Origin of the sequence: Rhodococcus sp. 077-4 (assembly GCF_047782425.1) — a bacterium.
Taxonomy (GTDB): domain Bacteria; phylum Actinomycetota; class Actinomycetes; order Mycobacteriales; family Mycobacteriaceae; genus Rhodococcoides.
Map to the genome: position 1 here is coordinate 786,165 of NZ_JAJPWC010000001.1, position 12,686 is coordinate 798,850.

Sequence of the window (12,686 nt, forward strand, 5' to 3'; positions counted from 1 at the left end):
AGGCTCGGTGGTTTGTCAACTCCGCGGCCACTTCGCTACGCCGAGACCGGGTTCTTTTCGGAGCCGAAACAACAACGCACACAATGCGTTACCGCCCGGGTTTGTCGCTCCGGATTCCGGCGACGTTCGCCAGGACTTCCCGAGCGTCCAGCGTTCGGTGGACCAGGGCGTCGCTCACCTGCGAGAGCGGCACGGACTGTTCGCGGGCGTAGCGGCGTAGCGCGCCGAACGCCTGGTCCATGTCGAGTGCGCCCACGTGCGAGAGCAGGCCCTTTGCCTGCTCGAGGCTGGCGCGATTGCGCAAGGTCGACGACAGTCGTGCACCGATCGCTGCCGGGTCCGGGGGCACGGAACCATGTACGAGTGCGATGCTGGCCACGTGGGCCAGAGCCTGGGCGAGTTCCAGATCGTCGTGATCGAGTGCGCCCGAACGTGATCCGAACAAGCCGAGGGTTCCGAGGACGTTCTTCTGCAGTCGCATGGGAACTGCGTGAACCGAGGCGAAACCTGCCGAGGTGGCGACCTCGACGAATTGCGGCCACGTCGACCTTTGCTCCTCGAGATTGGCAACACTGACGGGCTGCCCGGAATGGAAGCAGTCGAGGCACGGGCCCTGCTCGCGCTGAAGCTGAAAGACTTCCAACAGGCGAGTCGCTTCCGAGGACGCTGCCACCACGTGCAGCACGCCCCGCTCGTCGGCCAGAAGCAACCCCGCCGACGCGATGTCGAGCAACTCCGCACATTCGGTGGTCAGGCCACTGAGCAGCTCGATCACGTCGAACTCACCCACCAGACCGTTGGCCAGTCTCACGAAGGCTTCGGTCACTCCGTGCTCGCGGTCGATGCTCATCCGATGCTTCCCGAGTCGTACCCAGAGGTGGGTTTGTCGTCGGAAGCGAGCCTGAGCCGACGTTCGATGATGTCCCAGGCGACTTCGCTTGCCGTCTGTCCGCTCGTATAGGCGTGGGCCCGCAATCGGGCGAGGGCTTCGACGGAGTCCAGGTCGAGCTGACCCATCAAAATGCCTGTCGCCTGGTACACCTCGACGCGTTCGAGTGAGGCGAGTTGGTCCCAGCCGTCACCGCCCTCGCCTGCCGCCTCCCAATCCAGATCCGAGTTCATCAGATCCAACAGAGGTAGCGCGGCAAGTTCGGCAGCCCACATGCCTGCGCTCAAGTCGGTCTCCGACAGGGGGCCCGGTTTCGTGCAGAAGAGATCGAGTACGCCGATGTGCACGGCGGCAATTGCCGTGGGCAGAGCGAAGATTGCATTGACCCCGGCGTCGAGAACGGCGGGAGTGAATGCCGGCCACCGCCGCTCGGCGGGATCCGCCAGATCCGGCACCAGAACGGGGACGCCGGTGGACACCGCGTCCAAGCACGGCCCTTCGCCGAATGTGAACTGGAACTCGTCGAGCTTTCTGCTGAATTCACCACTGGATCCGAAGGTGCCGCGGCTCACGCCGTCATGAATTACCGAGATCGCCGCACCGTCGACCGGGAGAAGCTCGACACATGCCACGCACAGCCGGTCGGCCGCGGACAGTCCGTTTCCGGCGTCCGCCATTGCCGACGCCAATTCTTCGCGAAGGCGCGACTGCGCCGTCACAACCTGGCCGTTGGGATACTGCAGAACGCTCTCATGAAGCCAACCCTAGTCCTCTTCGTCGTCCTGTGCCCTCGTCTCGCGGATCGTGACGGCCGCAACGAAATCGACTGTCCCATCTCGACGCGCTCTGCCATCATGACGCCGTGAAGATCGTATCGATCAATGCCTGGGGCGGCGCGATGCACGACGACCTGGTGGCCTGGCTCGAAACCGTTGACGCCGATGTCTTTTGCCTTCAGGAGGTCACCCGAACTCCGCATCGATCGGGCTGGGCGACGTTCGCCGACGGCGAGCGCACACTGCCGCAGCGTCTGAATCTGTTCGACGACGTCTCGGCGGCGCTCGCCGGCTACACGCCGTACTTCGTCGCGAACGATGCCGGGCCGGTCACCGACGGCGACGGCCTCGAACTGCGGCAGGACTTCGGGATCGCGACATGGGTACGGGACGAGTTACCGGTCGTAGGAATCGACGCCCGATTCGTCCATTCGCACTTCGTCGACCACACGGTCTGGGACGTCGACGACCGCCCGAGAGCTGCTCTGACGGTCACCGTCCGCGATCGAATTGCAGGCAGGTTCGTCTCCGTCGTTCAACTGCACGGCCTGCGTGTTCCAATGGGTAAGGGCGACAATGCGGTTCGCCTCGAGCAGGCTCGAATACTCGTGGACATCGTGCGGAACGCCCGCTCGACGAGCGATGTCACCGTGTTGTGCGGCGACCTGAACCTGCTGCCGTCGAGTGAGACGTTCACGCTCCTCGGTGAGCACGGAATGACCGATCTCGTGGGAGATGCCGACACTCGGACATCGATCTATCGCAAACCGGTTCGCAATGCCGGCTATCTGTTGGTGTCGTCGCCGACCGCCGTGCGGAATTTCGAGATCGTCGCACGTCCGGAAGTGTCCGATCACCGAGCGCTGATGCTCGATCTCGTGTGACACTCGCCGGCATGAAGCGTGTGATTCGCGGTGCTCTCGTCGTCGCTCTGGTCGCGCCGCTCAGCGTGGCATTGACGTTCGCTCGGCCGGGCGTCGCTCATGCCTGCTCGTGTGTCTACTACACAGACGGAACTCAGGCCGAGCAGCAAGTTGCCGACTTCGCCTCGGGGGACAACGCGGTGTTCACCGGAACAGCGGTCGCCGAGCGTCGAGAGGACTTCACCGTCTACTACGACTTCGATGTCCGTGAGATCTTCCGCGGCGATGTCGGCGCGAAGACGACGGTATCCACCGCGAGCGAGGGTTCCGCGTGTGGAACCACCTTCGACCTGAAGGAGGAGTACCTCGTCTTCGCGACAACCTATGGCGCGCAGAACGCGCAGTGGGCCGTCGATTCATGCTCGGCAACAACGATTTCCGACAATGAGCTGACCCGCGCCGCGACGGTGAAGCAGTTCGGTGAACCTCGCGAGCTGACCGCAGACGACGGCACTTCACCGGTCCTGATCGCCCTGATCGGGGTCTGCGCTGTTGCTGCAGTTGCCGCCGGTGCAGCGGGCTGGAGCCTGTGGCGAGCGCGTCACTGACGCGTAGGTGTGGGCCTGACGTCGATGACGCCGGCGATACGTTATCGAACCGTGATCTTGTTAGCGCAGGTAACAGACCCTCGTTGTCGGCGATACAACCAACGCAACGTCCGTCGCGAGAGGGAGACGTCATGAGAGTTCGTACTTCGGTAGGATCGGCGGTGCTGGCCGTGGTGGCGGTAGCTGCCCTCGGCGCATGCGGCGCGGATTCCACGCCCGCGCGGACGACGCCCGGACCCATCGCATCGTCGACCGCGCCCGCGATGGCTGCGCCTGCCACAGAGGTCGACACAGCGGTCGAGGAACCGGCTCCGATCGACGACCGACCCGAGCCGACCGAGACTGCAGCCGGCGATCCTGTTCGGACGGACTCTTCCAGTTCGGACGGTCAGGCTCCCACGCTAGTAGGGGATTGGCAGCGGCACGCAAGTGTCCTTCATCTCGACCCGGACCCCGCGAGCAGCACGTTCACCACCGGGACCAGCTGCTGCGATGTCGAGACGTGGACCGCAACGTGGACCCCTATCGGTGCGAACGGGGACGACGGCGTGGTGGTGACACTGGTGCAGCGCACCTTCCTCTCCGGCGACGGTCTCGGCGGAAGCCTGTACGAGGGAGGGACGTTCGAGGCGTCGCCGAGCATCGGATACAACGGCACTCGGGTCCTGATGACTTACGGCCTGGGTGATGCGCCTGGGGTGCTCACGTGGTGCCGTTCCGGTCAGGGTGTTCCCGAGTGCGGTGCCTGACGCACGGCCGTGACCGCGATTCGGGCGGCCGCTCCGATGGCTCGATCGACAAGGGGTAGAAACAGATCCATTCGCGCTGCCCGAGTGAACACCGAAATCGCCACCGGGTGCTCGCCCGGAAACGACACCACCGCAACCTCGTTGCGGATGGGTCCGATGGTGCCCGTCTTGCCTGCCACCTGAACATCCGGGAACGGAATGCCACTTCGAATCCTGTGCGGCCACACTTGCTGCGTCAGAACGGTTCTCATGTAGCTACACTGCGCGGGAGAGGCGGCCGTGTCCGACCAGATGGCACGCAGAACCACGTTGATGTCGCGGGGCGTCGTCGACGAGGTGTACGCGGGATCGAAACCGGCACTGTCTATCACGGTGTAGTTGCTTGCGAGCAGTCCTACCGCCTCGTCTGTACTCAAACGCCCCGTGTCGTGGACGATCTGATCACCCAGGGTTTGTGTGCCACCGACGATTCGTGTGTTCTCCAGTCTCAGACTGTCGATCACATTCGTGAGGGCATCGAGCCCCACTGCACCGAGCAGTGCATCGGCAGCGGCGTTGTCGGACACTGTGATCATCGATCGCGCAACATCGCGCCAACTCATCGTCACCGGGTCGGCGCAGCTCGAGATTCCCGTAGGCCCGGGACTGCACTGCGCAGGAACCAGCCGCACCGGATCCGTTGCGGTCAAGCGACCCTCGTCGAACGCGCGTGATGTGGCAACCAGCAGGACGAGCTTCCACACCGATGCGGCCACGACCGGATCATCGCCCTCCAGGTCGACGGTCGGCCCTACGCCGTCGATGCGTTCGGCTCTGACCCAACCGCGGCATCCGGCGTCGGCGAACACCGCACGAAGCTGCTCGCGAACGAGTTTCATCTACTGGCCTGCAACAGGATTCGATCGATCAACGGCGTGATCGATTCGGCCTCGGCTTCGCGATGAATGATCCGGACGCGTAGCGCAACGTCCTCGGCCGCGAGGTCGAGGTGCGCGGTGCCGGGGAGCGTCGGGCTCGAGGCCGGGACGAGGCCGAAGCATCGACCGGACGCCACGGCCGTGGTCAGCTCACGAAAGGTTCTCGCCACCAATACCTCTGGATCGAGTGCACGGCGGCGGAACGCGTCGAGCATCAGATCGTGTGCAGGTGGGTTCGCAGTACGCGGAGTGGTAGCGAAGGCGAGGTCGGACAACATTCTGAGGCGAGGGCGCTCGGCCTGTGCCGAACGGTGTCCGGCGGGAACGCAGATTCGCCGAGGCAGCGTGATCACCGGGCCCGCCACGACTCGGTCGAGCACCACCGGATGATCGATCACCGCGACGTCGAGTTCGTTCGAGCGCACGCGGTCGAGCAACGACACCGCAGCAGCGGTCTCGACGCGCGCCCGTGTGCCGACGGACGCGGCGATGCGTGTGGCTATCGCGTCGTCGAGCTGAGGTACCAGGCCGATTCGAATGGTCCCGGATGTGGTGAGCGATTGTGCAGCAGAGGTCAATCGGCGCGAGTCGTCGACGATCAGTCTGGCGCGGGGCAGCAGCGCGGCACCGTGTTCGGTGATGGCAGCGCCATCGGGGGTCCGCTCGACGAGGGTGAGACCGAGATGGTTCTCCAGAGCCTTGATTGCCCTGGACACGGGCGGCTGCGTCACTCCGAGAGTGGCCGCGGCTCTGCCGAAATGGCGTTCTTCGGCGACGGCGACGAAATACTCGAGATGGCGAATCAGATCCACCTGGCTATTGAAACACGTTCACCTGCTCTGATACCGAACAGGAATGATCTGACCAGCGCTCGCGACTTGGCCCGAGAGTGTCCGAGTGTGATCGGCTGTCGGCATGCGTACCCCGACACCCACTGCACTGATCCTTGCGATAGCCGCTGCGACGCTGACCGCAGGGGTCGGATGTGCTTCGCCGACCACCACCGCCGAACCGCCGAGGGCCGAGGCGAGCGCGTCGCAGGTCCACACCGAACAGGACTATCTCGACCTCGAGAGCAGGGACGCCGCTCGCGTCGGTGTCAGTGCGATCGATCTGACCTCCGGTTCGACCGAAACATACCGCGGCGACGAGCGTTTCGCGTTCTGCTCGACGTTCAAGGTCTATGCCGTCGGTGCCGTACTCGCGGCCGTCGACAAGGGGACTCTGAGCCTGTCCGATACGAGAACGGTCACCGCGGAGGACAAGGTGCCCGGCTCGGCTGTCGATTGGGCTCCGGGATCGGTCGTCATGATTGCCGACCTGGCGTCGGCCGCATTGACCAAGAGCGACAACACGTCCGGCAATCTTCTGATCCGTGAGGCCGGTGGAACTGCGGCCGTCACCGAGTTCGCTCGCTCGTTGGGCGACACCGAGTTCCGACTGGACCGCATCGAGCCGGAGCTGAACACCGCAATTCCCGGCGACCCTCGGGACACCACGACGCCCAACTCGTTGGCGGCCGGCTACCGAACCCTGCTCGACGGCGACGTGCTGACTTCGGCCTCGCGCGAGCAACTGCTGGCGTGGATGGCCGGCACCGAAACCTCAGCGGCTCGGTTTCGTGCTGGGATTCCCCCGCAGTGGACCTCGGCGGACAAGACCGGAACGGGAAGCTACGGCGTGTCCAACGATGCGGGACTGTTGTTCGGGCCCGACGGTAGGAGAGTCCTGCTGGTCGTGCTCAGTGCAACGACGTCTGGTGCGGCAGACTCACCGGCCATGAATCCGTTGGTCGCCGATACGACCCGAGCAGCTCTGAACCAGCTGAGCTGACGTCAGCTCGCGGACCGTCGGACGGCATCGACCAGGGGGATCAGCTCCGGTTCGTGTGCCGCTTCGTCGAGGGCGTCCCGCAATGCTGCGTCATTCGTCGGGCGGGCCGTCTCGAGCAGCGCGAGTCCTTCTTCGCTGACGTCGGTGTAGATGCCGCGTCGATCGGTAGGGCACAGGTAGCGAGTGAGCAATCCGCGGTCTTCGAGGCGTGTGACCAGTCGGGTCGTGGCGCTCTGGCTCAGCACGATGGCGTCGGCCACCTGCTTCATCTGCAAGTGACCGCCCTCGCCGTCGTGCTGCCTGCCCAGGACGTCGAGCAGCCAGTACTCCCGTGCGCTGAGGTTGTGGTTCGCCTGGAGCGCGCGTTCGATGCGACCTTCGATGCGGCCGTGCAGTACGGCAAGCGCCAGCCAGTTCTGGGCCAACGCAGTCAGAGCGGGGTCGTGTGCGGTCATTGCCGTGCCTTTCGTGCCGAACTCGTCCCCACACCATACCGCGCTTGCAATTAATCAGCGTATGCAACTATTGTTGACGCTTGTTACCCGCTTGAGCTTCGACGATTGGACACCCCATGACCATCTCCCAGTACCTGCCTTCCGCTCTCGGATTCGGCACCGCACCGCTCGGAAACATGTTCCGCGCTATCCCCGACGACGAGGCAGCGGCGACGGTTCGAGCGGCCTGGGATCACGGAATCAGATTCTTCGATACGGCCCCCTTCTACGGTGCAGGTCTCTCCGAGATTCGCCTCGGCGAGGTACTGGCCGAGCATTCCCGCGACGAGTACGTGCTCAGTTCCAAGGTGGGCCGCGTCATCTCCGACGCGATCGAGGATCCGGCCACCCGCGAGTTCGGTGAGAAGGGCAACCTCTTCGAGCACGGCCGACCCAACGCGATGGTCAACGACTACACCGCCGACGCCACGATGCGGTCCATCGAGGACAGTCTGACGCGACTGAAGACCGACCGACTCGACATCGTGTGGGTCCACGACATAGCCCAGGACTTCTACGGCGACGAGTGGCTGCAGATGTACGAATCCGCCCGCACCGGTGCGTTCCGAGCGCTGACGCGGCTGCGCGACGAGGGCGTCATCAGGGGCTGGGGCCTGGGCGTCAACCGCGTCGAGCCGCTGGAGATGACGCTCGATCTCGACGAACCGAAGCCCGACGCCTTCCTGCTCGCCGGTCGGTACACACTCCTCGATCACTCTCGCGCGCTGCAGCGCCTGCTGCCCTCGGCCTTGGCCAGTGGCGTCGACATCGTGGTCGGTGGACCGTACAGCTCCGGAATCCTGGCCGGCGGCAACCATTTCGAGTACCAGGAAGCGCCGCAGGAGATAGTCGACAAGGTCACGCGCATCAAGGCGCTCGCCGACGAGCACGGTATCGGCATCAAATCCGCCGCACTCCAGTTCTCGCTTGCGCATCCGGCAGTGGCAGCCGTCATCCCGGGGGCAACACGACCCAGCCGCATCGCCGAGGACATCGCGGCCTCGACCGAGAAAGTTCCGGCCGCATTCTGGGAAGCGCTGCGCACGCAGGGAATCGTCTCGCCCGACGCGCCGCTGCCCGAGGTGTGATCGGCCTGGGGTGATCAGCTTTGTGGCCTGCGCGCAATGATGCGTCGAGCATGCGCGAGCACTGGAGCGTCGATCATCCGCCCACGGAAGGTGAAGACGCCGCGGTTGTGTGCGACGGCGTCGAGCACGGCGGTGGCCCAGTCGATTTCCTCGTCGGTAGGCGCGTAGGCCTGGCGGACGATCGGGATGTGGCTCGGATGAATGGCAACCTTGCCGTCGAAGCCAATGGCCACGGCGTCTTCGGCCTCTGCGCGTACGCCGTCGAGATCCTCGATGTCGAGGAACACCGAGTCCAGTGCGAACAGTCCCCGCGCCTTCGCCGCGAGCAGTGCCTGAGACCGAACATGCTGTGCCACATCGCGGTATTGCCCACCTGGGTGCCTGCTCGAGTTGCCGCCCATGGCGGCCACCAGATCCTCGGCCCCCCACATGACGCCGATTGCGTTTGTCGCGGCGAGGGCATCGAACACTGTCATCGCACCGAGCGGGGACTCGATCAGGGCGACGACGTTCAACGGTGCCAGTGCCGCAACCTGTTCGGCTGATTCGCATTTCGGCAACATGACGGTCGTGTACTCGGTCTGCTTCAACATCTCGAGGTCCGCAGCCTGATCCTCGGTGCCGTGTGCGTTGATACGAACGATCGTGCGCGCCGGATCGAGCGGTGTGGTCGTCACGGACTCGCGAGCACCGGCCTTGTCCGCCGCGCCGACGGCATCCTCGAGGTCGAGAATGACCACATCGGCTCGGGCTGCGGCTTTTTCGTACCGGTCGGGTCGGTCGGCCGGGCAGAACAGCCACGCTGGACCGGGCGGAATCCAGTTCACGACTCGTCCTCCGCTGGTTGCATCCGAACGAGGGTCTTGCGGACAGCGATGGCGACGACGTCACCGTGCTGGTTTCTGCCGGTGTGGGTGAAGGTCACGATTCCCTCGCCGGGGCGAGATTTCGATTCGCGCTTGTCCGAGATCACGGTCTCGGCGTACAGGGTATCGCCGTGAAACAGCGGCTTCGGAAACGACACCTCCGAAAAGCCGAGGTTCGCCACGATGGTGCCCTGGGTCAGCTGCGTCACCGACAGGCCGACGAGGGTCGAGACGGTGAACATCGAATTCACGAGTCTCTGCCCGAAAGCTGTTGTCTCGCTGTAGGCCGCGTCGAGGTGTAGAGCCTGGGTGTTCATCGTCTGCGTGGTGAACAGAGTGTTGTCGGCCTCGGTGATGGTGCGGCCCGGTCGGTGCTCGTAGACGGTGCCGAGTTCCATCTCCTCGAACCACAGGCCACGTTGGCGAATTCGCTTGTCGCTCAAAGTCCCAGGCTCCGCGCGATGAGCATCAACTGGACCTCCGTTGTACCTTCACCGATTTCGAGGATCTTGCTGTCGCGGTAGTGGCGAGCGACGACGTACTCGTTCATGAAGCCGTAGCCACCGTGAATCTGGGTCGCGTCGCGCGCGTTGTCCATGGCGGCCTCGGAGGCAACCAGCTTGGCGATGGACGCTGCCTTCTTGAACGGTTTGCCCGCCAACATCAGTGCGGCCGCGTCGTAGTACGCGGTGCGCGCGGTGTGGGCGCGGGCTTCCATGCGCGCGATCTTGAACGAAATTGACTGATTACGTGCGATCGGTGCTCCGAAGGCCTCACGCTCCTTGGCATACTTCGCACTCTCGTCCACGCAGCCCTGTGCGGCACCGACCGAGACCGCAGCGATCGCGATACGGCCCTCGTCGAGGATGTGCAGAAAGTTGGCATACCCGCGGCCTTCCTGCCCGAGCAGATTCTCCTGCGGCACGCGAACATCGGTGAAGCTGAGTGGGTGTGTGTCCGAGGCGTTCCATCCGACCTTGTTGTAGGCCGCTTCGGCGACGAAGCCGGGGGTGTTCGTGGGAACCAGTATCGAGGAGATCTGCTTGCGTCCGGTCGCTTCGTCGACGCCCGTCACAGCAGTGACGGTGACGAGTTCGGTGATGTCGGTACCGGAGTTGGTGATGAACTGCTTGCTGCCGTTGATGATCCAGTCGCCGCCGTCGCGCCTGGCGGTGGTCTTGGTGCCGCCCGCGTCGCTGCCGGCTCCGGGCTCGGTCAAGCCGAACGCGGCCAGAGCTTTGCCTGCCGTCAGCTTGGGTAGCCACTCCTGCTTCTGTGCGTCGTTGCCGAAGCGGTACACCGGCATCGCGCCGAGCGAGACGCCGGCCTCCAGCGTCATCGCAACGCTCTGATCGACCTTGCCGAGTTCTTCGAGCGCCAGGCACAGTGCGAAGTAGTCGCCGCCCATCCCGCCGAATTCCTCGGGGAACGGGAGACCGAACAGGCCCATCTCGGCCATCCCGGCGACGACCTCGTACGGAAACGAATGCTCGGCATCGTGTTTCGCCGAGACCGGCGCGACAACTGTCCGGGTGAAGTCGGCAACGGACTTCACCAGTTGCTGGTATTCGTCGGGCAGATTCGCGGACGACAGGTGGTCGGTCATGGCTGATCCTCTTCGGGGTCGGTGGGAACGATTCGGGCGAGGATCTGATCGACGCGGACCTTATCCCCGACTGCGACGGTCAGTTCGACGGTGCCGTCGATCGGAGTGGTGAGAGTGTGTTCCATCTTCATCGCCTCGACGACGACGATGGCCGTACCGGCCGTGACCGCACTGCCAGTGGTTGTTCCGATCGCGATGATCGAACCCGGCATCGGCGAGAGGATCTCGGCGTCACCGGAGTGAGCGTCGTCCTCGCGGACGCTCGGCTCGGCGATCCGATCCACTCGCCAGGTGCCGCGTGAGCTGGAAATCCAGGTGGCCGAGCCACTTCGGGCGAAGGTCATCGATTCACGCAGTCCGCCGATCACGAGATCGACGGAATCCTCGGCGGTCACTGCCCGTAGGGTTCGAGGCGGTCCGTCGTCGACGACAACCGTTGCCGCTGCAATAGTGCCGGTGATGGCCACGTGTGCCGTCCGACCTCCCGACGCGAGACGACGATGGAACGAAGCATGCGCGCCGACTCGCCAACCCGAGGGCGTTCCCCAGATGTCCTGACCCGCTGCCTGCCACGCGGCGAGCCACTGCACCGCGGTGGCGGCGATCAGAGCCTCGTCGGTCGCCTCGGCGGGGGAGAAGTGTTCGACGCGACGGTCGAGCAGCCCGGTGTCGAGGTTGCCGGCTCGAACATCGTTGTCCGCGAGCAGGAAACGTGCGAATTCGATGTTGGTCACGACCCCCAGTACCGCGGTGTCCGCGAGCGCCCGATCCAGCGCGCGCAGCGCCGTCGCGCGATCGGGGCCGTGCGCGATGACCTTGGAGAGCATGGGGTCGTAGTTGCTGCCCACTTCGGTTCCGAGAGCCAGACCGGAGTCGACGCGAATCCCAGGTGCGGCGGGCTCGCGAAGTCCGACGACGGTGCCGCCGGTGGGGAGGAACCCGCGACCGGGATCCTCGGCGTAGACGCGGGCCTCGATCGCGTGCCCGGTGAGGGTGATGTCGTCCTGGGTGATGGTCAGCGTCTCGCCCGACGCCACCCGAACCTGCCATTCGACGAGGTCGAGGCCGGTGACCATCTCGGTGACAGGGTGCTCGACTTGCAGACGGGTGTTCATCTCCATGAAGAAGAACTCGTCCGGGCTATCGGCCGACACGATGAATTCGACTGTGCCCGCGCCGGAGTAGTCGACGCTGCGCGCAGTGTTGCAGGCGGCCTCACCGATGCGAGCTCGAGTCTGCGCGTCGAGCAGCGGCGACGGTGCCTCCTCGATCACCTTCTGATGCCGACGCTGCAGGCTGCATTCACGTTCGCCGAGATGGATGACGTTTCCGTGACCGTCGGCGAGAACCTGAACCTCGATGTGTCGGGGCCGCAACACGAATCGTTCGAGGAACAGGGTGTCGTCGCCGAAAGACGAGGCCGCTTCACGGCGAGCACTCGCCAATGCAGCGGGGAGATCCTCGGCGCGCTCGACCAGCCGCATTCCCTTTCCGCCGCCGCCCGCGGAGGGCTTCACCAGCACCGGGAATCCGACGTCCGGGGCACCGGCGATGAGATCGGCGTCGGTGAGGCCGGGACGAGAGATACCGGGGACGACGGGGACTCCGAATGCGCTGACGGCGGCCTTTGCAGCGATCTTGTCGCCCATCACTTCGATGGCTTTGGCCGGTGGGCCCAGGAACGCGATACCGGCTGCGGCACAGGCAGACGCGAACTCGGAGTTCTCGGAGAGGAATCCGTAGCCGGGATGAATCCCCTGAGCGCCGGTGGCCTTCGCGGCCGCGATCACCTTGTCGATGTCGAGGTAGCTCTCGCGAGCGTTGGCGGGACCGAGGCGTACCGCGGTGTCGGCCTCGCGGACGTGGCGGGCGTCGGCATCGCCGTCGCTGTAGACAGCGACGGTGCGAATTCCCATGCGGCGCAGCGTGCGTGCCACCCGGACGGCTATCTCGCCGCGGTTGGCGATCAGAACGGTGTCGATCATCGTGGTCATTCC

14 protein-coding genes are annotated in these 12,686 nt (G+C 64.8%); 5 read left to right on the forward strand and 9 right to left on the reverse strand.

All coding sequences use genetic code 11. From position 1 onward, the window contains the following. Positions 1-88: 88 nt before the first annotated feature. Positions 89-850 carry a GAF and ANTAR domain-containing protein gene (locus ACNEOT_RS03860; RefSeq protein WP_415972269.1) on the reverse strand — a complete coding sequence of 254 codons (762 nt, stop codon included), beginning with the start codon at positions 848-850 and terminating at the stop codon, positions 89-91. Continuing rightward, entirely contained in the window at positions 847-1,608 is a 762-nt protein-coding gene (locus ACNEOT_RS03865; RefSeq protein WP_415972271.1) for a GAF and ANTAR domain-containing protein, read from the reverse strand. The genes ACNEOT_RS03860 and ACNEOT_RS03865 overlap by 4 nt, the downstream gene beginning before the upstream one ends. A 143-nt stretch (positions 1,609-1,751) precedes the next feature. Between ACNEOT_RS03865 and ACNEOT_RS03870 the strand changes: the two genes are divergently transcribed. From ACNEOT_RS03870 to ACNEOT_RS03880, 3 genes are all read left to right on the forward strand, one after another. Beyond that, positions 1,752-2,549 (forward strand): endonuclease/exonuclease/phosphatase family protein, encoded by a 798-nt coding sequence (locus tag ACNEOT_RS03870; RefSeq protein ID WP_415972273.1) that lies wholly within the window; start codon positions 1,752-1,754, stop codon positions 2,547-2,549. A gap of 11 nt (positions 2,550-2,560) precedes the next feature. Then, positions 2,561-3,136 (forward strand): hypothetical protein, encoded by a 576-nt coding sequence (locus tag ACNEOT_RS03875; RefSeq protein ID WP_415972275.1) that lies wholly within the window; start codon positions 2,561-2,563, stop codon positions 3,134-3,136. A 131-nt stretch (positions 3,137-3,267) separates the two neighbouring features. Continuing rightward, complete coding sequence (locus tag ACNEOT_RS03880; protein ID WP_415972277.1) at positions 3,268-3,885, forward strand: hypothetical protein; 618 nt, start codon at positions 3,268-3,270, stop codon at positions 3,883-3,885. On the opposite strand, the gene ACNEOT_RS03885 is transcribed toward ACNEOT_RS03880, so the two are convergent. Both ACNEOT_RS03885 and ACNEOT_RS03890 read right to left on the reverse strand, forming a co-directional pair. Then, a complete protein-coding gene (locus ACNEOT_RS03885; protein WP_415972279.1) occupies positions 3,858-4,763 on the reverse strand; it encodes a serine hydrolase in 906 nt (301 codons plus the stop codon). The genes ACNEOT_RS03880 and ACNEOT_RS03885 overlap by 28 nt on opposite strands. Next, positions 4,760-5,614 carry a LysR family transcriptional regulator gene (locus ACNEOT_RS03890; protein WP_415972281.1) on the reverse strand — a complete coding sequence of 285 codons (855 nt, stop codon included), beginning with the start codon at positions 5,612-5,614 and terminating at the stop codon, positions 4,760-4,762. The genes ACNEOT_RS03885 and ACNEOT_RS03890 overlap by 4 nt, the downstream gene beginning before the upstream one ends. Before the next feature lie 103 nt (positions 5,615-5,717). On the opposite strand from ACNEOT_RS03890, the gene bla reads away from it, so the two are divergent. Further along, on the forward strand, positions 5,718-6,635 hold the full coding sequence (gene bla / locus ACNEOT_RS03895; RefSeq protein WP_415972282.1) for a class A beta-lactamase: 918 nt from the start codon (positions 5,718-5,720) through the stop codon (positions 6,633-6,635). A gap of 2 nt (positions 6,636-6,637) precedes the next feature. On the opposite strand, the gene ACNEOT_RS03900 is transcribed toward bla, so the two are convergent. After that, a complete protein-coding gene (locus tag ACNEOT_RS03900) occupies positions 6,638-7,090 on the reverse strand; it encodes a MarR family winged helix-turn-helix transcriptional regulator (protein WP_415972284.1) in 453 nt (150 codons plus the stop codon). Positions 7,091-7,206: 116 nt separating this feature from the next. Between ACNEOT_RS03900 and ACNEOT_RS03905 the strand changes: the two genes are divergently transcribed. After that, entirely contained in the window at positions 7,207-8,217 is a 1,011-nt protein-coding gene (locus ACNEOT_RS03905) for an aldo/keto reductase (RefSeq protein WP_415972286.1), read from the forward strand. Between the two features lie 14 nt (positions 8,218-8,231). Here the strand turns inward: ACNEOT_RS03905 and ACNEOT_RS03910 are convergent, their stop codons facing one another. The 4 genes from ACNEOT_RS03910 to ACNEOT_RS03925 are packed head-to-tail and all read right to left on the reverse strand — an operon-like array spanning position 8,232 to position 12,683. After that, entirely contained in the window at positions 8,232-9,044 is an 813-nt protein-coding gene (locus ACNEOT_RS03910) for an HpcH/HpaI aldolase/citrate lyase family protein (protein WP_415972288.1), read from the reverse strand. Continuing rightward, the gene (locus ACNEOT_RS03915) at positions 9,041-9,526 is read right to left on the reverse strand and encodes a MaoC family dehydratase (protein WP_415972289.1); all 486 of its coding nucleotides are present in this window, start codon (positions 9,524-9,526) and stop codon (positions 9,041-9,043) included. The genes ACNEOT_RS03910 and ACNEOT_RS03915 overlap by 4 nt, the downstream gene beginning before the upstream one ends. Next, a complete protein-coding gene (locus tag ACNEOT_RS03920; protein ID WP_415972290.1) occupies positions 9,523-10,689 on the reverse strand; it encodes an acyl-CoA dehydrogenase family protein in 1,167 nt (388 codons plus the stop codon). The genes ACNEOT_RS03915 and ACNEOT_RS03920 overlap by 4 nt, the downstream gene beginning before the upstream one ends. After that, a complete protein-coding gene (locus tag ACNEOT_RS03925) occupies positions 10,686-12,683 on the reverse strand; it encodes an acetyl/propionyl/methylcrotonyl-CoA carboxylase subunit alpha (protein ID WP_415972291.1) in 1,998 nt (665 codons plus the stop codon). Before ACNEOT_RS03925 ends, ACNEOT_RS03920 begins: the two co-directional genes overlap by 4 nt. Positions 12,684-12,686: the final 3 nt, after the last annotated feature.